General features: G+C 42.3%; 14 protein-coding genes and 1 other annotated feature. Of the genes, 6 read left to right on the top strand and 8 right to left on the bottom strand.

The genetic code is table 11. From position 1 onward, the window contains the following. Positions 1-46: 46 nt before the first annotated feature. The gene (locus tag LI112_RS14255) at positions 47-1,282 is read right to left on the bottom strand and encodes a galactokinase family protein (protein ID WP_227190926.1); all 1,236 of its coding nucleotides are present in this window, start codon (positions 1,280-1,282) and stop codon (positions 47-49) included. Positions 1,283-1,572: 290 nt separating this feature from the next. Here LI112_RS14255 and LI112_RS14250 point away from each other — a divergent pair, with 290 nt between their 5' ends. Both LI112_RS14250 and LI112_RS14245 read left to right on the top strand, forming a co-directional pair. After that, entirely contained in the window at positions 1,573-2,475 is a 903-nt protein-coding gene (locus LI112_RS14250; RefSeq protein ID WP_227190925.1) for an AraC family transcriptional regulator, read from the top strand. Continuing rightward, on the top strand, positions 2,465-3,271 hold the full coding sequence (locus LI112_RS14245) for an HD domain-containing protein (protein WP_138343729.1): 807 nt from the start codon (positions 2,465-2,467) through the stop codon (positions 3,269-3,271). Before LI112_RS14250 ends, LI112_RS14245 begins: the two co-directional genes overlap by 11 nt. Positions 3,272-3,357: 86 nt before the next feature. Here LI112_RS14245 and LI112_RS14240 read toward each other — a convergent pair whose 3' ends face one another. Then, a complete protein-coding gene (locus tag LI112_RS14240; RefSeq protein ID WP_005426203.1) occupies positions 3,358-5,814 on the bottom strand; it encodes a glycogen/starch/alpha-glucan phosphorylase in 2,457 nt (818 codons plus the stop codon). Between the two features lie 94 nt (positions 5,815-5,908). After that, a complete protein-coding gene (ileS, locus tag LI112_RS14235; RefSeq protein ID WP_173909079.1) occupies positions 5,909-9,061 on the bottom strand; it encodes an isoleucine--tRNA ligase in 3,153 nt (1,050 codons plus the stop codon). 75 nt (positions 9,062-9,136) lie between these two features. After that, positions 9,137-9,377, bottom strand: a binding site (T-box leader). A gap of 183 nt (positions 9,378-9,560) precedes the next feature. Here ileS and LI112_RS14230 point away from each other — a divergent pair. Further along, positions 9,561-10,805, top strand: a complete 1,245-nt coding sequence (locus tag LI112_RS14230) for a D-alanyl-D-alanine carboxypeptidase family protein (protein ID WP_227190924.1) — start codon at positions 9,561-9,563, stop codon at positions 10,803-10,805. Here the strand turns inward: LI112_RS14230 and LI112_RS14225 are convergent. The 3 genes from LI112_RS14225 to LI112_RS14215 all read right to left on the bottom strand — a co-directional run bounded on the left by LI112_RS14225 (position 10,788) and on the right by LI112_RS14215 (position 16,965). After that, entirely contained in the window at positions 10,788-11,747 is a 960-nt protein-coding gene (locus LI112_RS14225; RefSeq protein WP_173909083.1) for a 3'-5' exonuclease, read from the bottom strand. The genes LI112_RS14230 and LI112_RS14225 overlap by 18 nt on opposite strands. A 191-nt stretch (positions 11,748-11,938) precedes the next feature. After that, positions 11,939-13,465 carry a S1C family serine protease gene (locus LI112_RS14220; RefSeq protein ID WP_227190923.1) on the bottom strand — a complete coding sequence of 509 codons (1,527 nt, stop codon included), beginning with the start codon at positions 13,463-13,465 and terminating at the stop codon, positions 11,939-11,941. Positions 13,466-13,728: 263 nt separating this feature from the next. After that, the gene (locus LI112_RS14215) at positions 13,729-16,965 is read right to left on the bottom strand and encodes a YhgE/Pip domain-containing protein (RefSeq protein WP_173909087.1); all 3,237 of its coding nucleotides are present in this window, start codon (positions 16,963-16,965) and stop codon (positions 13,729-13,731) included. A 230-nt stretch (positions 16,966-17,195) separates the two neighbouring features. On the opposite strand from LI112_RS14215, the gene LI112_RS14210 reads away from it, so the two are divergent. Then, positions 17,196-17,780 carry a TetR-like C-terminal domain-containing protein gene (locus LI112_RS14210; RefSeq protein WP_022387985.1) on the top strand — a complete coding sequence of 195 codons (585 nt, stop codon included), beginning with the start codon at positions 17,196-17,198 and terminating at the stop codon, positions 17,778-17,780. An 85-nt stretch (positions 17,781-17,865) separates the two neighbouring features. On the opposite strand, the gene LI112_RS14205 is transcribed toward LI112_RS14210, so the two are convergent. Beyond that, positions 17,866-18,513: an L-rhamnose mutarotase gene (locus LI112_RS14205; protein WP_022387984.1), complete on the bottom strand. Its 648-nt coding sequence runs from the start codon at positions 18,511-18,513 to the stop codon at positions 17,866-17,868. Positions 18,514-18,666: 153 nt separating this feature from the next. Continuing rightward, on the bottom strand, positions 18,667-19,143 hold the full coding sequence (locus LI112_RS14200) for a DUF2284 domain-containing protein (RefSeq protein WP_022387983.1): 477 nt from the start codon (positions 19,141-19,143) through the stop codon (positions 18,667-18,669). Positions 19,144-19,297: 154 nt separating this feature from the next. On the opposite strand from LI112_RS14200, the gene LI112_RS14195 reads away from it, so the two are divergent. Continuing rightward, positions 19,298-19,966: a response regulator transcription factor gene (locus LI112_RS14195; RefSeq protein WP_022387982.1), complete on the top strand. Its 669-nt coding sequence runs from the start codon at positions 19,298-19,300 to the stop codon at positions 19,964-19,966. Positions 19,967-20,006: 40 nt separating this feature from the next. Next, complete coding sequence (locus LI112_RS14190; RefSeq protein ID WP_117639190.1) at positions 20,007-21,047, top strand: sensor histidine kinase; 1,041 nt, start codon at positions 20,007-20,009, stop codon at positions 21,045-21,047. The last annotated feature ends 124 nt before the right edge of the window (positions 21,048-21,171 follow it).

Below are 21,171 nucleotides of genomic sequence, written 5' to 3'. Positions count from 1 at the left end.
TAATAATTTTCAAAGGATAATCAACTGTTGTCGTTTATCTTTCATATTATCCAATATGTACTGCTCCGATCGCGCGGATGTCCATCGGATATACATTTTCTTTTCCAACAAATCTGGAAATATATTCTACGTAATTATCCTGTTCTTTTTCCGGCACGATTGCTGCGATAACACCTGCAAAACCGCCTCCATGAACACGGCATACACCTGCCCCGATCTTCTTGAGGAAGAGCTGAGTCAATGCAAGTGTTCTGGTAATCTTCTGCTCATGAAAATCTTTCATTGTGTAGCAGTTCTGAAGAAGTTCCCATGAAGATTTTCCTGACTCATCGATCAGTTCAAGGAACTTGTCATAATCATTGTGATGAATCGCATCTGCAGCATCTTCTACGCGTGATGTTTCTCCAAAGAAATGAAGTGCACGAAGGACGGCTCTGTCATCTTCAATTTCATTGCAGTGTTCAAGAAGTGCATCTACATTTGTTTCATGAAGGAGTTCCACACCAAGTACTTTTGCAACCGCTTTCATCTCACCAGGGATCTCAGAATATTCCTGACTGAGATCTGCATGACCTTTTCCTGTGTTTACAATAACAAGTCTGTATCCAAATTTTCCGAAGGAAAAATCCAGTTTGCTATATTTCAGGTTATCTCTGTCTGCAAAATCAAACAGTACCGGACCACCAACTGCACATGCCATCTGATCCATCATTCCGGATGCCTTGTCCCAGTATACATTTTCTGCGTACTGACCTACTTTGGCATAATCATTAAAGGACATTTTGCTCTCATTGAAAAAGTAATCAATGATCGTACAGATCAGCATTTCAAAAGAAGCAGAAGAGCTGACACCTGCTGCCGCAATAACATTGGTGCTGACATAAGCATCAAATCCACCTGTTTCAAAACCATTCTTCTGCGCACCTTCCATCATTCCTGCTACAAGTGCTGCTGTGCCTTTTTTGTAATTACTCTTGCTGAGTTTTGTAAGGTCAACTACGATTTCATCCCTGTATCCTTCACTTGTGATACGGATCACCTGTGTTCCATTCGGATAAGCTGCCCCTATCGTATCCAGATTAATGCTTCCTGCAATTACTTTACCACCGTTATGATCTGTATGATTACCAATGATCTCTGTTCTTCCAGGTGCTGTAAAGTATTCTGCCTTATCCTGTCCATAGATTTTTGTAAAATTATCTGCAAGATTTTTGAAACGTGCTCCGCTGATTTCTGTTTCCCCGTAAATTTCCTGAAGTTTTGCTGTTTCCGGTAAATTCATGACTCTGTTCTCCTTTTACATGTTATTTGTTGCAACCCATATAGTATCCTGCTTGTTTCCGCTCTTTCATCATGCACTCTGTTTTGCATATCTGATACTCTCATTATACTGCTTTTTCTGTAAAATACCTTAATTAATCTGCGAAAAACAAGTAAAATCTTGCGTATCTCATAAAAATATGCCTATAATAGGAGAAGAATAACCGTAATTTTATGCGTTTAAAGTATCTCCGCATACAATCTGATATATCTGATCATATCTGCGCGATACCCAGCTGTAAGGAGCTTAACATGCAAATTATCACAAATCAATTTCAAAAAGAACTAAAAAAACATGGAAGCGATCACTTTCCCTTTCTGGTCAGTTATCAGTGTCTGTCTGAATACGATTCCAATTCTTTTATGTGGCACTGCCATCCGGAAATCGAGATTACTTATGTAAAAGAAGGCTCCATGCATTATCGTATAAACAACCGCTCCTTCCATCTGAAAGAGGGCGATATTATCTTCTGCAATTCCAATGCCCTCCATTCCGGAGAAATGGAAAATCAGGAGGACTGTTCTTACATACCGATCACCTTTGATCCCAAACTGATCTATGGTTTCTTTCAAAGTACCATCTGTACCAAATATGTAGAGCCTGTGATTCAGAATCTTGCTGTATGTGCGGTACATATTGATTACAGTGAAAAATGGCACGAAACTTTTCGTGACCGAATGCTGGAAGTCATCTCACTCGATAAAAAAAAGCCGGATTTCTATGAACTGGATATTTCCATTCGGATGCAGCTCCTGTGGCGGCTGCTTGTGGAACACCTTCCGCATCAGCCTGTATCAACTACTTCTGATTTCACAGAATACGAACGAATCCGCAGGATTCTCTCCTACATCGAACAAAATTATATGAATCAGATTACACTGGATGATATTTCCGAACATATTCATTTGTGCGAGAGTGAATGTACCCGTCTTTTTAAACGCCATATGAATACTACCCTTTTTTCTTTTCTGCAGGAATACCGGATCGAGCGAAGCCTGGAATATCTCAATACCAAAGAATCCATCAGCAGTATTGCTGAAAAAACCGGCTTTTCCGATTCCAATTATTATTCCAAAGTATTCAGCAAGATTAAAGGATGCAGTCCAAGAGAATACCGAAAAAATTTAAAGGAGACCACCTCACATGAACTATAACGATGCAAAACAAAAATTTGAAACATATCTTGAAAGTTATGACCGCAGCAATGACAAAGTTCGACTGAAGATCATACATACTTATGGAGTCGTACATGATATGAGTGAAATCTGTCATCGGATGCACCTGACAGAAGAAGATACTGAACTTGCACGCATCATTGCCCTGCTTCATGACATCGGACGTTTTGAACAGTTAAAACGCTTTGACAGTTTCGAGCCAACAACCATGGACCATGCCGCTTATGGAGTTCAGGTATTATTTGAAGAAGGAATGATCCGACAGTTTGTTCCGGAAGACACCTGGGATGATATTATTCGCACCGCAATTGCCAGACACAGTGATTTCCACCTCGAAGGAATTACCGATAATCGGACGCTGCTCCATGCACGTCTGATCCGTGATGCAGACAAACTTGATAACTGCCGCGTAAAACTGCAAGATGATCTTCTTGTTTTTATGGGTGCTTCAGGCAAAGAAATTGGTGCACAGGAGATCACTCCTGTCGTTTATGACACTGTACTCAAAGATCAGTGCATTTATTCCCCGGACCGTGTAACCAAAATGGATTACTGGGTATCCTATGTTGCTTATTTCTGTGATATCTATTTCCGTGCAAGTTTTGATATCATTGAAGAACATGATTATCTGAATAAGATCATCGACCGGATTCCATACAGCAATCCTGATACAAAACAGAAAATGGAAAACATTCGCACACATCTCGCAAAATATATCCATGATGCACCAGGAGTCAGACACAATTACAACTCTCTTCCGTCTTATACCATGTAGAATTTTTTCTAAAAAGCCAGGGATGCACAAAGGGGACCGTCAAGTCCCCTTTGCGTAAATCTTAAAAATCCATTTTTATAAAAGTTTTATTTAACAAAAACCTTGTCCAGATGCCAGATATCATCCACATATTCCTGGATAGTTCTGTCAGATGTGAACTTACCAGCGCATGCTGTATTCAGCATAGCCATACGAGCCCAGCCTTTTTCATCTTTGTAGGCTTCTTCCACTTTCTTCTGTGCTGCTGCATAAGAACGGAAGTCAGCAAGGATAAAGTACTGGTCTGCTCTTTCTCCACCATTCTGGTTAAGAAGAGAATTGTACAGGTCACGGAACAGTTCTGTATCAGAGGAGAACGTTCCATTGACAAGCTCTGTCAGCACCTGACGAATCTCATCATCTGTATTGTAGATGACTCTCGGATCATATCCACCGTTGTTTTCATAGTTGATTACTTCATCTGCGCTCAGACCAAAGATAAATGCGTTTTCTTTGCCAACTTCATCAACGATCTCAACGTTAGCACCATCCATGGTTCCAAGTGTCGGTGCACCGTTCAGCATGAACTTCATGTTACCTGTACCGGAAGCTTCTTTACTTGCTGTAGAGATCTGCTCAGATACATCTGCTGCTGCAAAGATCATCTCAGCGTTGGATACACGATAGTTCTCGATGAATACAACTTTCAGCTTGCCTTCGATAGATGCATCATTGTTTACAACATCTGCTACAGAGTTGATCAGTTTAATGATTTTCTTAGCACGTGCATAACCTGCAGATGCTTTTGCACCGAAGATGAATGTTCTTGGATAAAAATCCATTTCCGGATGTTTCTTAATCTGGTCATACAGATAGATTACATGCAGGATGTTCAGAAGCTGACGTTTGTACTCATGAAGTCTCTTAACCTGTACATCGAAGATAGAACGTGGATTTACCTCTACTCCGTTGTGCTCCAGGATATATTTTGCCAGACGAACTTTGTTCTGGTATTTGATGTTCATGAATTCCTGCTGTGCTTTTTCATCATCAACATAAACTTTCAGTTTGCTGATCTGAGACAGATCTGTGATCCATTCCGGTCCGATATGATCTGTTACCCAGTCTGCAAGAAGCTGGTTTCCGTGAAGCAGGAAACGTCTCTGTGTGATACCGTTTGTCTTGTTGTTGAATTTCTCCGGCATCATTTCATAGAAATCTTTCAGTTCCTGTTTCTTAAGGATTTCTGTATGAAGTTTTGCAACACCGTTTACAGAGTAACCTGCAACGATTGCAAGATGAGCCATTTTTACCTGTCCATCATAGAGGATTGCCATCTTCTTGATCTTGTCATAATTTCCAGGATATTTAGCCTGAATGTCAAGAATGAAACGGCGATTGATCTCTTCGATGATCTGGTATACACGTGGAAGCAGTCTGGAGAACAGCTCAACCGGCCATTTCTCAAGAGCCTCTGCCATGATTGTATGGTTTGTGTAAGCAACACATTTAGTTGTTACAGACCATGCATCATCCCATCCAAGTCCTTCTTCGTCCATAAGGATACGCATAAGTTCTGCTACTGCTACTGTCGGATGAGTATCGTTCATCTGGAAAGTAACTTTTTCGTGCAGTTTCATGATATCTTTGTGGTTCTTTTTGTATTTATCAATAGCAGCCTGAAGACTTGCAGATACAAAGAAATACTGCTGTTTCAGACGCAGCTCTTTACCAGCCATATGGTTGTCGTTCGGATAAAGAACTTCTACGATATTGCGGGCAAGGTTTTCCTGCTCAACTGCTTTCTTATAATCACCTTTATCGAAAGAGTCAAGCTCGAAGTCTACGATTGGCTCTGCATCCCAGATTCTTAAGGTGTTTACGATCTTGTTATTATATCCTACAATCGGCATATCAAACGGAACCGCTTTTACTGCCTGATATCCCTTGTGTACGAATTTGTTGGATCCTGTTGCCGGATCATATTCTACATCAACATATCCACCGAAATGAACTTCTTTTGCATATTCCGGACGACGAAGTTCAAATGGATATCCATCTTTCAGCCAGTTATCCGGTACTTCTACCTGATATCCGTCTTTGATCTGCTGTTTGAACATACCATAACGATAACGGATACCACATCCATATGCACTGTAATTCAGTGTTGCAAGAGAATCCAGGAAGCATGCAGCCAGACGTCCAAGACCACCATTTCCAAGTGCCGGATCCGGTTCCTGATCTTCGATCACGTTAAGATCCAGACCAAGTTCATCCAGAGCTTCTTTTACCTCTTTGTATGCTGTCAGGTTGATCAGGTTATTTCCAAGAGCACGTCCCATGAGGAACTCCATGGACATATAGTAAACTGTCTTAGGATCCTGCTCTTTATATGCATTCTGTGTTTCCAGCCAGTTATCAATGATAACATCTTTTACAGTGTAGCATACAGCCTGGAAAATCTGTTCCTGTGTAGCTTCTTCGAGTTTTTTACGATAAAGAAATTTAACGTTTTCCTTTACGCTCTCTTTGAAAGCTTCTTTTTTAAACTGCTTGTCAATCATTGCGTTTCCTCCTTAATCACACAGCAATGCTGCGCTTTTTTATTCCCCAAATTTTTGCAAATCATGCCCGGTATATTTACCGGGCATGAACTTCTTACATTTTTGCAACACCAAGAACAACTGGCTCTTTGTTAATGTTCCATTCTTTTACATAGCCATCGGTTGTGCCCAGAGTCATATCCTCTGCCAGTACTTCAGACATGATTTCTTCTTTGTGTTTCTTCATGAGCTCAAGAATCTTGTCATTGTCTTTTGCATAGATATGAATCTTATCCATAACTTCAAATCCAGCTTCTTTTCTCATTGTCTGTACTTTGCTGACGATCTCACGGACGAATCCTTCTTCAATCAGCTCTGGTGTCAGATTTGTATCAAGAACTACAGAAATATCACCGTCTGCTTCTGTTACATAACCTTCTGTCTGTGCGGTCTCGATCAATAAGTCTTCCTCAGAAAGTTCCACCTTGTTTCCGTTAATATCCAGTGTCAGAAGACCTGTGGATCTCAGCTCGTTCATCGCTTCTGTTCCGTTGATCTCAGCAAGTGCTGTACGGATACCGTTCAGAAGTTTACCGTATTTCGGTCCTACTGTACGAAGCTGCGGTTTAAAGCTGTAGGAAATGAAGGATTCGACATCATTTGCGAACTTCACTTCTTTGACATTCAGCTCATCTGCAATGATATCTGTATAGAACTGACCCATTTCTTTGTCAGCTTTGATATACATTGTACCAATCGGCTGACGGTTCTTGATATTTGCAGTATTTCTTGCTGCACGTCCAAGAACAACAATCTTGAGGAGTTCTTCCATATCGTCTTCCAACTCTTTATTGATCCATGCTTCTTCGACTTTCGGGAAGTCACAGAGATGAATACTCTCAATCGCGTCTTTATCAACGCTTCTTACAAGGTTCTGATAGATTTCTTCTGTCATGAACGGAATCATCGGAGCTGCTGCTTTGGAAATTGTTACCAGAGCAGTATACAGAGTCATGTAAGCATTGATCTTATCCTGCTCCATGCCCTTAGCCCAGAAACGTTCACGGCTTCTTCTTACATACCAGTTACTCATCTCATCTACAAACTCCTGAAGAGCTCTTGCACTTTCCGGAATCTTGTAGTTTGCAAGGCAGTCATCGACAGTCTTCACTACAGAATTCAGCTTGCTTAACAGCCATTTGTCCATAACAGGAAGATTGTCATAATCTAAAGTATATTTTGTCGGGTCGAAATTGTCAATATTTGCATAAAGAACAAAGAATGCGTAGGTATTCCACAGAGTACCCATGAACTTACGCTGTCCTTCCTGAACAGCTTTGCCGTGGAAGCGGTTCGGCAGCCATGGAGCACTGTTGATGTAGAAGTACCAGCGGATCGCGTCTGCACCATATTTTTCAAGTGCATCGAACGGATCAACTGCATTTCCTTTGGACTTACTCATCTTCTGGCCATTTTCATCCTGTACATGTCCGAGAACGATAACGTTCTTATATGGAGCCTGGTTGAACAGGATTGTGGACTCAGCAAGCAGGGAGTAGAACCATCCTCTCGTCTGGTCAACAGCCTCAGAGATAAAGTCTGCCGGGAACTGTTTTTCAAAAAGTTCTTTATTTTCAAATGGATAGTGATGCTGTGCAAAAGGCATTGCTCCTGAGTCAAACCAACAGTCAATAACCTCCGGTACACGATGCATGGTTCCACCGCATTCCGGGCATTTCAGTGTGATCTCATCGATGTATGGACGATGAAGTTCTACTGTCTTGGCTTTTTCGTCACCGCTCATCTCGAACAGTTCCTGACGGCTTCCGATGGAATGCATATGTCCACATTCACACTGCCAGATGTTCAGTGGTGTTCCCCAGTAACGGTTTCTGGAAATACCCCAGTCCTGAACGTTTTCCAGCCAGTCACCGAAACGTCCTTTACCAATGCTCTCCGGAATCCAGTTAATTGTATTGTTGTTGCGGATCAGGTCATCTTTAACTGCTGTCATCTTGATAAACCAGGATTCACGTGCATAGTAGATCAGTGGTGTATCACATCTCCAGCAGTGCGGATAATCATGCTCGAATTTCGGAGCATCGAAAAGTTTTCCTTCTTTATCCAGATCCTGAAGTACAAGCGGATCTGCTTTCTTGACAAAAACGCCCGCATATGGAGTTTCTGCTGTCATATCACCTTTACCGTCTACAAACTGTACGAACGGAAGGTCATAATCGCGTCCTACACGGCTGTCGTCTTCACCGAATGCAGGTGCGATATGAACGATACCGGTACCATCGCTCATAGTTACATAATTGTCTGCTGTAACAAAATGAGCTTTCTTTTTCTGTTTTGCTGCCGCTTCTCCTGCGCATGCGAAGAGTGGCTCATATTCTTTGTATTCCAGATCTTTTCCGACATATTTCTCAAGAACTTCGTATGCCGGTGTCTCTTCGGAACCAAGTTTGCCGAGAACTTTGTCAAGCAGAGCTTCTGCCATATAATAAGTATAGCCGTCTGCTGCTTTTACCTTGCAGTAAACTTCTGTCGGGTTTACGCAGAGTGCAACGTTGGATGGCAGTGTCCACGGTGTTGTGGTCCATGCCAGGAAGTATGCATCTTCTCCGACAACTTTAAAACGAACGATTGCGGAACGTTCTTTAACTGTTTTATATCCCTGGGAAACTTCCTGTGCAGAAAGCGGAGTACCACAACGCGGGCAGTAAGGAACGATCTTGAATCCTTTGTAAAGAAGTTTTTTATTCCAGATTTCTTTCAGAGCCCACCATTCAGACTCAATATAGTCATCATGGTAAGTAACGTATGGGTTCTCCATATCAGCCCAGAAACCAACGGTTGAGGAAAAGTCTTCCCACATTCCTTTGTATTTCCAGACACTCTCTTTACACTGCTGGATGAATGGCTCCATACCATATTCCTCAATCTGTTCTTTACCGTCCAGACCAAGTTTCTTCTCTACTTCCAGCTCTACCGGAAGTCCGTGGGTATCCCATCCTGCTTTACGAGGTACCATGTAGCCTTTCATAGTACGGTATCTCGGGATCATATCTTTGATAACACGGGTCAGTACATGACCGATATGCGGTTTGCCGTTTGCTGTCGGCGGTCCATCATAGAACATATAAGTAGGATCGTCTTTACGGTCCTCCATACTTTTTTCGAAGATATGGTTTTCTTTCCAGAATTTTTCTACCTGTTTTTCACGATCTACGAAATTCAGGTTCGTATCTACTTTCTGATACACAACAGATTCCTCCTTTAAATTCTTCAGAAAAATTTTCATCAATAGTCAAATGAAATAAAAAAAACTTCCGTCCTGTAAAAGGACGAAAGCAATTTCCACATTCGCACCACCTGTTACATTGTACGGGCTGGTAGTATAATCATATATGCCGATACATGTTCCCTTTAACGGCGGAAACACCGTCTCTCCTTACTTAAGATTTCAGGAAAGAAACTCCGGAGTGATCTTCCATCGAAATTACTCTCACCAGGCTTCCACCTTCTCCCGGCTCTCTGCAGATTTGGTTCCGATTTACTGTCTCCATCAAAGTTTTTACTTATATCTATTTGTGCTGTTTTATTATAAGGTTATATTTTTCCATATGTCAAGGTCTTTTTGCCAGAATCACAAGGTTTTATAGGGATTTTGCACCGTTTTAACCCTTGTATGAGAAAAATGATTACAGTATAATTGTAAAGAATGATATACTGTAAGAAAATATGTGCAGAAAGGTAATTACATGAATATAAAAAAGAAACAATTTTTCCGGCAGATTCTGACCGGTGTTCTCTGCTCTGCGGTTATCATCACACAGGCAGTCCCGGTCTTCGCCACAGACGAATACGGTGCTCCTCTGGTGACGGCAACTCCTACACCAGATCCGCACACTCCATATTATAAGCAGCCGGCAGACACAGATTCCATCAAGGACTGGACAAAAGGCCCTCAGATTGAAGGAGAATCTGCAATCCTTGTCGATATGTTTACCGGAGCTGTCCTTTATTCAAAAAATGCGGACAAGGCCCAGTATCCTGCCAGCATCACAAAGATCATGACCGCGCTTCTTGGATGTGAAAACCTGGATCCAAGCCAGAAATTTACCATGTCACAGTCCGCGGCTTATGGAATCTCTGATTCTAACAGTTCCAGTATTTATGCAGACACCGGAGAAGAATTCACCATTGAACAGGCATTAATGGCTATCATGCTTCAGTCCGCCAATGAAATGACACTGGCAGTTGCGGAACTTACCACCGGATCCACCAAGAAATTCGTAGAACAGATGAACCTTAAGGCACGCCAGCTTGGCTGCACCAACACTCATTTTAACAACCCGAACGGACTTCCGGATGAAATCCATTATACGACAGCTTCCGATATGGCCAAAATCGCGCGTGCCGCATGGTTTAACCCAACCTTCCGCAAATTTGCATCCACGCAGTATTATGAAATTCCTCCGACTAACAAGTTTGCAGAGACACGTTATCTTCTGAACCATCATAAGATGATGAAGAATCAGGCATATGCATATAACGGTGTCTTAGGAGGAAAGACCGGTTACACCGAAGCTGCCGGAAATACGCTTGTTACCTATGCAAAGAATGACAATACTTATCTGGTTTCGGTCGTCTTGCAGTCTGTGAACGGTGCTTACTCCGATACAAAGGCTCTTCTGGATTATGGTTTTAATAATTTTTCCAGAACTGCGGTAAAAGATCTTCCATCAAAAATAACAAGACATCTTCTTCCGGCTGAAAAATATATTTTAAAAGATTATAAAGACGATATGCTCTTTGAAACAAGACGCACCGCCAGCGTATCTCTCCCATCCGGAGTTGATAGCAATGCTCTGGAAAAAACTTACTCTATAACAAAAAATCCGGCAGGTCTCCCACTTCTGACCGTTACGTATACGTATAACGATCATGTAGTCGGCTCTGCCAGATATTATCAGACACGGCTTCTTTCAGACCAGCTTCTCTGACTGACGTTTCGCCTGTCTCTTCTTGCGGAGGGAATCCCTTTTTTCACGGATTTCTTCTGCATCTTTTTCTTCTATCCTCTTTAACTTCTTGATTGCATAATATGCATCCTCGTCCGTATGGCGGATTCGCACCTTTCCTTTGATATATCCATGCTTCTGACAAAGTGATACACTCTCATATGCACGAGAATTATTCATAAACCAGCGGATCCTACGCTTGGCCGGCATATGACATACCGGACAGCGGGTACTTGCAACCTCCCGGTCTTTCATTACCTTTTCTTTGTCTGCAAACTCACGTGACACATACTGATCATACGTGGGATATGAAATAAAAATCTCTTCTTTTTTATTCTTTGGATTCTGATAAACATCAATAGATGAATTCACACAGACTGCTGCAGGTTCCAGTGTTCTAAAAATATCCCCGGTATACCGGGCATCCGTTAATGCCCTGTGAAAATCCTGCGCCTTCGGGATTCCCATCTGGTCAATGGCAAATTCCAGGCTCCTTCGTCCGCCGGCCTCTTCATGACAGATTCCGTATATTTTCTGCACATCATAATATGTGACCGGTCCTGGAAGCAGCGAAAGCATTCCATAATACTTCATATTTCGCTGTAGTTCCATAACATCCTGATTTCCCCAGGTACAGAAAACATATTCCTCTCCGCACCACTTCAGAAATTCTCTGACCGCCTGCTGGAAAGGTACTCCATCAGCAAGATCCTTATAATCCACATGGATCACTTCATGTATGCTGTCATGAATCCAGTTATATACCTGTGGCTTCACAAGTCTCTGAAAAACATCCACAACTTCCCTCTGCTCATTCATTTTCACAGCACCGATCTCAATGATCTCAAAAGGCAGACGACTGTTGGAATATTTTTTTCCACCGGGACTCTGATTCCACTCCAGGTCAAAAACAATATAATTCATACAGTATTTCCTTCTTTTTATTTAAACAGTTACTTTGGATTTACTCTGTTGTCTAGTATAACAGACAGACTCTTTTCTTTCAACACAAGCAGAAAAAGACCGGTACAATTCTCTGCACCGGTCTTTCCTGCTTATAATATTATATTTTTACGGAAACAAATTTTCCCGCAAGAAACCTCTTTTAATGACAGTTAATTAAGGAATCCAAAGAACTGTTCGTAAGCAGTTCCATCCGCCTGCTGATTCTCAAAATCCTGCAGAAGGCTGTCCGTACTCTGGTCTTCCTGATCCTGTGAATCGTCCTGAGAATCCTCAGCCTGCGCATCATCTTTAGATGATGTATCCTTTGAATCGCTGGAATCTGCATCCGGATTCTCACCGAGTGTTACTGTAATTTTCTTCTCTTTATAAGAATCACCATCTGCAACTTCCAGAGTTACCTCTACTTCTTCACCTGGTTCATAGTACTCAAGACGGCTTACCAGTTCATCATTACTGCGAACTCTCTTACCATCAAATTCTGTGATGATAGATTTCTCTTTGATTCCGGCTTTGTCTGCTGCTCCGCCATCTGTTACTTCAGATACAAGAACACCTTCCGGAACTCCATAATACTGGGAAGCTTCATCACTTACAGACATACCTGTGATACCAAGTACACCATGGTTATCTACTTTATCTCTAGGTGTTTCATTCATCAGCTGCTCCAGAGTATCTGTTACATCTGAAATTGCAATCGCATAACCCATACCTTCAACTTCTGTGGAAGCAAGTTTTGCAGAGTTGATACCAACCACTTCTCCATCCATATTCAGAAGAGCACCGCCACTGTTACCAGGGTTAATTGCTGCATCTGTCTGAATCAGATTTGTTGCATCAGAATCTTCATCCTGCTCAATGCCCTGATCGTTCATTTTACGGTTCTTTGCACTGACAATACCGGTTGTTACGGACTGTCCGTAACCAAGTGCATTACCAATTGCAACAACCTGTTCACCGACTTTCAGATCATCAGAACTTCCAATCGTAGCTACCTCGATCTGATCCATCGTGTCATCAGAAATATCAGAGAGCGGTACGGAAACAACTGCAAGGTCTTTATCTTCATCATAGCCATTAACGGTTGCTGCATAGGTTTCCCCATCAATGCAGGTAACAGATACGGTATCTGCACCACTTACTACATGATAGTTGGTAGCGATCAGAAGATTGTCATCATTCTTTCCGACAATGATACCGGAACCGCTTCCTTCAACTTCCTGCTGTGTTGTATATCCCTGGCTTCCGCCAAATCCATAATATCCAAGATAGTTCTGTACATCCTGAACAGATTTTGTTGTAATAGATACAACAGATTTCATTCCTTCTGCTGCGATATCAGAGACATCCAGACTTCCTTTTGTCTTTGATTCAGAGTCATCTTTGCTTTTCTCTTTGTCATCTGATTTCTTATCAGAACTCTTCTTCTTTGATTTTGTCTGAAGAAGTGTTGTATTTTCTTTATTGGATGCAGCTTCTACTGTGCTACTGTTCCATCCGGTCAGTGTATTGATTCCTTCAAAGGAGCCTGCTGCAAGTCCGCCGGCAAGTACTGCACAAAGAGCAATACCTGCTGCTTTCTTTACTTTTTTTCTCATTCTTTCTTTTGGATCGTTGTCGTTGTTCATATTGTTATTCATATCATTGTTCATCATTACGTTGTTATTTTTATCGCTCATCAAAATCCCCTCCTTAGGATCATTACTGTTCACTTCATAAATCATTTCCCGTGAATAGCTATCTCTGTTTCTGTTTTCCTTTTATGCTTAAGAGTATAGGGATGATTTGTGTTTACTTTGTGGGAAAAATGTGATGAAATTGTTAATTCTGGAAACTTCATCTTCCGCCAAAAGCAACATTATCCAAAAAGAGCCACATCCGCTTTTACAGATGTGACTCTATATAATCAGAACACTCTTCTATTATGCATATAAGACTGCCTTTATGCAACCCCTTTTTCTTCCAGCCAGTCGAGAAGAACCAGTTTGCCCTGTTTCTTTCTTCTTGCCATATGGTTGAACTGAAGGATTGTTAATATTGAGAAAATGATCGTCAGTCCGATCAGAACGATTACAGCCTGACGGATGCTCTCTCCTCCGCATATCGTGCTACGGAATGCATTTACTGTATAAGTAAACGGCAGATAATAGTGAATCTTCGCCACAAAGGACGGTGAGATCTCAACCGGATAAGTTCCGGCAGATCCTGCAAGCTGAACAACCATGAAGATCAGCATCAGGAAACTTCCTACCTTACCAAATGTAATGTTGAAGAAGTACATAATAGATGTAAAGCATGCACCAGTCAGTGCTGCAAACAGGATTGTCTTCGTCATTTCTACCGGAGTAAATCCATCAAATACATGAAGCAGAAGAATCAGAAGTACGCCCTGAAGGATTGCTACCGGATAAAGTACAGAAGCTTTACTTGCCCACCATGCAAATCCGGATTTCAGTTTTCCTTTATGCTCTGTAAGCGGATACATCAGGCAGAATGCCAGGCATCCTACCCAGAGACCTACAGACATCATATAAGGTGCCATCGCGTGACCGTTGTTTTCTACTGTTGTGATCTTTGTTTCTTCATCTGTGATCGGTGTTGCAAACATGCTGATCGTATCATCAGATGCATTTGTTTCTTTTACTTCTTTTGCACCGTCATTCAGACTGGTTGCAAGTGTATCAGAACCATCTTCCAGTTTTGTGATACCATCGCCCAGTTCTTTGGAACCGTCATAAAGCTTGGAGGAACCATCCTGAATCTGTCCGGCTCCGTCTGCAAGCTGGTCAGCACCACTGTTAAGCTTACTGTTATTGGAAACCAGTTTCTGTGTTCCTGCATGAAGTGTCTGTGTACCGGATGCAAGCTGTTCGGCTCCATCTGAGAGTGTCTTTGCTCCATCTGCAAGCTGCTGTGTTCCACTTGTCAATGCTTTGTTATTGCCGGCAAGAGTAGCTACACCATCTGTATATGTTTTCAGTCCATTACTGAGAGTTGTCACACCAGATGCAAGTGTCTTTCCACCGACACTCAGCTGGCTGATACCGGATGTCACACTGCTTCCGGCTGCTTTCAGACTTGCAGCTCCTGTTGTCAGAGTTTCATCATTTGCTGTAAGAGTTTCAAAACCTGCGTTCAGAGCTTTCACACCGGCAGCTGCCTTCGGAAAATCTTTCGTTCCCGCTTCCAGAGTACCAAGTGCAGACGAAACACTTCCTGCTCCGGCATTCACTTTCTGTGCTCCGGCATAAAGCTGATCGACTGCTGCAGTTACGGTATTGATCGGATCAGAAGGTACTTCCGGGATAGAAGAAACTCCTGCTTCCATCTGTTTAGCTCCTGCACTCATCTGTGAAGCGCCATTGCTCATATCAGAAGATTTGGATTTTAATGTACCTGCACCGCTGTTCAATCCGGCTGCTGCCTGATTTAACTGAGAAGCTGTATCATTCAGAGTTGTCTGTGCGGATGACAGCTGTTCAGCAACTGCTCCTGCAACTGACTGTGCCTGACCGGTATAAGTATCAGCACTGATTCCATCGACACCAGATACACCTGCATCTGCCTGAGCAAGTGAACCAATCACTGCGCTGAGACTTTCGGCAGAAATCATGCCATTTTCATCAGCCTGACCCTGCAGTGCGCTTAATGCTGCTGCCGCATTTGCGATTGTTGCATTCGCTGCTGCCGTCTGTCCGTTTGCTGCCTCAACCTGTGCGTTTGCCGCACTGATCTGATTATTCGCATCCTGTGCACACTGCTGAACAATACCAGTCATACCATTAACTGCATCTGCAACAGGCTGTGCTGCGCTCTGCAGTCCGGCTGCTGCCTGAGAAATCCCTGCACTGGCTGCGTTGATCGTATCAGCTGCTGTGCTCATCCCTGCAGCTGCCTGATTCATACCATCCGCTGCGCTTGACATTCCTTTGCCTGCGTTTTCCATCCCGGCTTTTGCTGTATTCAGACCTGCTGCAAGCTGTTTAATGCTGTCCGCAGTGGTGCTGTCTGACAATGTTTTTAACTGAGAAGCAAGCTGTCCCAGTCCACTTTCCAGCTGCTGTGTTCCACTTGTAAGAGAACTGTTTCCGTCAGAAACTGCTGCATTCAACTGTGAGATTCCTGTAGAAACCTGATCCAGATTTTCCAGTGCGGATAACTGTTTCGCCCCTGCTGCAAGCTGTTCTGCTCCCGCAACATACTGTGTCACACCATCTGCAAGTGTATTTGCTCCGCTGACATACTGTGTAGTACCGCTCTTTAATGTATCAAGTCCTGTCTCCAGACTCTGCGCTCCGGATGCCAGACTGCTGACTCCGGATGTGATCTGTGCGGAATTAGCATTCAGTGTTGCAACTCCGTCAGTATAGCTCTTTACTCCATCATTTAAGGTATTTACTCCGCTTGTCAGTGTCGGCACTTTTTCAGTCAGTGTGCCAACACCTTCATCAAGCTGCGCTGCACCACTGTCTACCTGTGATACACCATCTGTGTATTCTTTCAGTCCTTCTGTCAGAGTCTCAGCACCGCTTTTGAAAGTCAGCGTGCTGTCTGCAAGTTTTTTCAGATTGGTTGTAATGGTTTTATTTCCATCAGAGGCTGTTGTCAGACCATCTTTGATTTGTGTTGAGCCGTCCGCAGCTTCCTGCATGCCGTCTCCAACTGTACCAATCTGATCAAATACTGTCTGTGTGTAGGTTTCTGTTACTTTGGAGGCAACCGCCTCACGAATCTTTGACAGCGCTGTTTCGCTCATTTTGGAAGCAATGTAGTTTGTTCCAGGGTTTGTTTCATATTTCAGTTCCATTTTCTTCGGATTGTCATCCATCAGTGTAGAAGCATCAGAAGAAAAATCTTCCGGAATCGTGATTACCATATAATAGGTTCCATTTTTCAGTCCCTGTTCTGCCTCGTCGCTGTCTACAAAATGGAAATCCAGTGAATCGTTGTCTTTCAGTTCATCCACCATATCTGAACCGACGCTTAACGTCTTTCCATTATATTCTACTGATTTGTCATTGTTGACTACTGCTACCGGGAGTTTATCGAGATTTCCATATGGGTCCCACATGGATTTCAGGAACAGTCCCGCATAGATCACCGGAATAACAATGATCGCCATCACGACAATGATCAGAATCTTATTATTCCATAAGCTTTTCCACTCATTTTTGATCATAATTGTGCCCCTTTCTTTCTAGTAAAAGTCTTTAGCTCTATTAATCAACATCATGTTGCTTTTCTTTGCAATCCGTATTATACTAAACACAGGAAACAGTTACAACCGACAAACATTTTGTTTTTTGTATATTAATGAACATTTTTACAAATTATGTCTATTAGATGTCAAAAATTGACATTTTACATAAAACCTGTTTGTTTTTGGTAAAAAGATTGGGGGATTTTTACATGGCAGAAAAAATGGACCGACGTGTCCGCAAAACGAAAGCACAGCTCCGGGAAGGACTTGCCCGGCTCATGCAGAAGAAAAGTATCAAGGAAATTTCCGTAAAAGAACTGGTAGATGAGGTCGATATCAATCGTTCTACCTTTTATCTGCACTATACAGACATTTATCAGATGCTGCACAAAATTGAAGAAGAAGCAATGCAGAATATTACGGAAGTTATGCAGAACCACCCGATTGACCCAGGTAACCCGGATTCCGTACTGCCATTTATTGTCCAGTTCTTTTCCATCATGGATAAAGACCGTGATTTGTGCCTGGCGCTTCTTGGACCACACGGTGATATGGCATTTGTAGAACAGATTGAAAACCTTCTGGCAGAAACTTTTCTGAAACAACTTCCGGACAGATTTCCAAAGAATGATCCGGATATCAAATATCCATATGCCTTTATTCTTAACGGATGTGTTGGACTGATCCGTACCTGGCTGTCTTCGCCACAGAGTGAGTCTCCTGAACAGGTGGCGCGACTGACTTATCATCTGATTGAAAATACCATACAGGGTTATCTGAATATGAAAAAATAATTATAACAGAAAAGAACCCTGCGGATTCTTACAGAAATTTTAAACTCATCTCTGTCCGAAGCTGCAAGGTTCTTTTTATGTAATCTTAATTATGCCATGCCAGACGTTTTACATCTGCATGTACATCACCTGTCATCCAGTCTACATCATTGGTGATCCAGTCCATGATTCCCAGCTGACGCATTTCCCATTCAACGGTCTGCTCTCTGGATTCAACAGTCTCTTCTACTTCCATTGTAGTATCGATCTCATCGTATCCAAAAATATAGCCACCGGCACACCAGATGCTGAAATTACTGTCCGGACCCGGATCTACAGTGTCACCTCTCTGTGCGATCAGTCCGTCATGGCGTCTCTTGTATTCCTCTTCACAGCCTGCTTTCAGTTTTGTCATAAACATTCTGTGACGGATCAATTCTTTATTTTCTCTTACAATACCAAAGTTATGATACATCAGTCTCATATCTTCACCCGGTGTGGAAATCCAGTCAAATGTGTCATCGATCTTCGCAGTGATTGCATCTTTTACGCTCACTTCTTCAGCGCTTAATTTTGCTCCATCTTCATTTTCATAATAGCCAAAGATCAGGTCTTCTGCATTCCAGATACTGAAATTTTTTACTTTATTTCGATCAAGAAATGTGGTCAGATCCGGCCAGATTTCTCCAAGTTTTTTACGATAGTCGTTCATTTTGCCTGATTTTACTTTCATTGCAAATGCATGTCTTTCCATTATAAAAGGCCTCCTGTCATATGTGTTTGCACCAGGCTTTCCACCTGGATTTATAAAATCAAATTTTCTGATACTGATTTTACCACATCCGCATTCGTAATACAATTTGATTTACAGTAAAATATTACCTGTGAAATCTTTTTGAAAATTCTTTTATTCATGAAACAGAATCTGTGAAAAATACCGCACCATTCCGTCATCTGTCCAGCAGAGCATCCCGGCTGCATCTGCCATTTTCTGCGCATCTACACAATATGCAGACATACAGGAATTATGCTTGTACGGTCCGGCACTCATGATCAGGATATCTGTTTTGCCCTCTGCTTTCATCTTCTCTGCAAGTTCTTCAGTCATTTTGTTCTGCAGTAACTTGTCCTTCTTGTACTGTGCAGAATCATGCATGTCTTCCTGCATGGTCTGCAGCACCAGCGTCTTTTCATACTGTAGTGCACGTTGTTTCATCTCTTCTGCTGTTCCGCTCTCCGGAGGACAGGCCGGATTTACATTATAGCAGCCACACAGGTTTTCTTCACAGAATGTCCGATATTCCGGCACAAAAACAAGCTCTTTTGTATCCATAACAGCAGCTCCCGAAAATCCCAGGAAAATTGCCTCTTTCACCAGATTCATATTAAACTCTCCCTTCTGTTGTTATTCATAGTCTTCTATTATACACATCAAATAATTTCCTTCTATTATAATGCCACAAAGTGAATTTTGTTGCAATCTTTCAAAGACATGTTATGATTAGCATAAAATACAATTTTACCAGAAAGGACTGCCCATGTACCGTATTTTCATCGTAGAAGATGATGAGATCATCTCCAACCTTCTGAAAAAGAATCTCTGTTCCTGGGGATATGATGTCTCCTGCGCAGAAGATTTTTCCAATATCATACAGGAATTTGCTCACAGAGATCCGCAGCTTGTCCTGCTGGATCTGAAACTGCCTTTTTATAACGGTTTTCACTGGTGTGAGGAGATTCGTCGGATTTCCCAGGTACCGATTATCTTTATTTCCTCTGCATCTGACAATATGAATATGGTCATGGCAATGAGCCGTGGTGCAGACGATTTTATTGCAAAACCATTTGATCTGGATGTGCTGACTGCCAAGATTCAGGCAATCCTGCGCCGTACCTATTCCTTCGGAACTCCGGGAAATGTCCTTGAACATAAGGGTGCTGTCCTGAATCCTTCCCGCTGTACCCTGACCTGGAACGGTCATGATATTGACCTTACGAAAAACGAACTCCGCATTCTGGAGATACTTCTGGAACATGCCGGAAAATCAGTCTCCAGAGATGCCATTATGACAAAGCTCTGGGAAAGTGACAGCTTTGTTGACGACAATACCCTGACCGTAAATATCACCCGTCTGCGCAAAAAACTGGAAGGGGAAGGGCTGAAAGACTTTATCATCACCAAAAAAGGACTTGGATACATGGTATAATGTGCAACTTAAAAGCACTCACCCTATGAAGGATTACTTTATGAAATTATTTCTGGATTATCTGAACAAAATAAAACTACAAATCTTACTGATGCTTTTTCCGACGATACTTACAGGAATGATCTTCCTTCTGTACCAACTTCCACTGGAACCCATTCTGTACATTGCGGTCCTCTGGATTCTGACCGGGCTTGGTACGTGTGCTTTCGGCTTTCATAACTACCAGAAGAACATTCATAATCTTCAGATTATCTCTGCAGCACCGGATATTAATCTATCCCGTATGGATGCTCCTTCCAACGAAGCCGATGCTCTTCAGCAGGAGATCATGCACAGCCTGAACCGAATGCGAATAGATGCTGAAACTGCTAACCAGAAGACACTGGAAGAAATGACTGATTATTACACGATGTGGGCTCACCAGATCAAGACACCAATTTTTGCTCTGCGTCTGCTCCTTCAGGAAAATCCGACAGTGAATAAAGAAGCTCTCACTGAACTTTTTAAGATTGAACAGTATGTAGAAATGGTTCTGGGTTATCTACGCACAGAAGATATGTCCTCGGATCTGAAACTTTCACGCTGTGCCCTTGATTCGATCATCCGTGAACAGATACATAAATATGCCGGAATCTTTATTTCAAAAAAACTGTCTCTGACTTATGAAGGAATTTCAGAGAATGTCCTGACCGATGAAAAATGGCTTGGTTTTGTAATTGGACAAATTTTGTCAAACGCACTCAAATACACCCGTACCGGCGGGATTCGTATTTCTTTGAAAGATGTCCCCGGTAACTCACAAAATACAGAGGATATTTCAAACATGATAAGCCCATCTCCCGTTACACTTATAATCGAAGATACCGGCATCGGTATCCGCAAGGAAGATCTTCCACGTATCTTCGAAAAAGGCTACACCGGAGTCAACGGGCGTGAAAACAACCGTGCAACCGGTATCGGTCTGTATCTCAGCAAGAAAATCATGAAACGTCTCGGTCATCGCATCTATGTAACTTCCGAAGAAGGCAAAGGAACAAAAGTATTCCTGGAATTTTCCCAGAATGTCCTGACCATGTATTAATTAGAATATCCTAGGAGTTTATGCCTCCATTCGAAACGACCTTACAGAAATGTAAGGTTTTTTCGTATATTGTAACCTGCTTCGATGGCAGAAGCCGGGAAAGATTTCTATACTTACCTTATCA

This window comes from Blautia sp. 210820-DFI.6.14 (genome assembly GCF_020558815.1).
In the GTDB taxonomy this organism is placed as follows: Bacteria; Bacillota; Clostridia; order Lachnospirales; family Lachnospiraceae; genus Blautia_A; species Blautia_A obeum.
The sequence above is the reverse complement of the archived record's forward strand: the minus strand, read 5'-3'. Positions and strand labels throughout refer to the sequence as shown.

Excerpts from the sequence above, each read along its gene's own strand:
- LI112_RS14255 (WP_227190926.1), bottom strand. The coding sequence starts at position 1,282 with ATGAATTTACCGGAAACAGCAAAACTTCAGGAAATTTACGGGGAAACA.
- LI112_RS14250 (WP_227190925.1), top strand. The coding sequence starts at position 1,573 with ATGCAAATTATCACAAATCAATTTCAAAAAGAACTAAAAAAACATGGA.
- LI112_RS14245 (WP_138343729.1), top strand. The coding sequence starts at position 2,465 with ATGAACTATAACGATGCAAAACAAAAATTTGAAACATATCTTGAAAGT.
- LI112_RS14240 (WP_005426203.1), bottom strand. The coding sequence starts at position 5,814 with ATGATTGACAAGCAGTTTAAAAAAGAAGCTTTCAAAGAGAGCGTAAAG.
- LI112_RS14230 (WP_227190924.1), top strand. The coding sequence starts at position 9,561 with ATGAATATAAAAAAGAAACAATTTTTCCGGCAGATTCTGACCGGTGTT.
- LI112_RS14225 (WP_173909083.1), bottom strand. The coding sequence starts at position 11,747 with ATGAATTATATTGTTTTTGACCTGGAGTGGAATCAGAGTCCCGGTGGA.
- LI112_RS14220 (WP_227190923.1), bottom strand. The coding sequence starts at position 13,465 with ATGAGCGATAAAAATAACAACGTAATGATGAACAATGATATGAATAAC.
- LI112_RS14215 (WP_173909087.1), bottom strand. The coding sequence starts at position 16,965 with ATGATCAAAAATGAGTGGAAAAGCTTATGGAATAATAAGATTCTGATC.
- LI112_RS14210 (WP_022387985.1), top strand. The coding sequence starts at position 17,196 with ATGGCAGAAAAAATGGACCGACGTGTCCGCAAAACGAAAGCACAGCTC.
- LI112_RS14205 (WP_022387984.1), bottom strand. The coding sequence starts at position 18,513 with ATGGAAAGACATGCATTTGCAATGAAAGTAAAATCAGGCAAAATGAAC.
- LI112_RS14200 (WP_022387983.1), bottom strand. The coding sequence starts at position 19,143 with ATGAATCTGGTGAAAGAGGCAATTTTCCTGGGATTTTCGGGAGCTGCT.
- LI112_RS14195 (WP_022387982.1), top strand. The coding sequence starts at position 19,298 with ATGTACCGTATTTTCATCGTAGAAGATGATGAGATCATCTCCAACCTT.
- LI112_RS14190 (WP_117639190.1), top strand. The coding sequence starts at position 20,007 with ATGAAATTATTTCTGGATTATCTGAACAAAATAAAACTACAAATCTTA.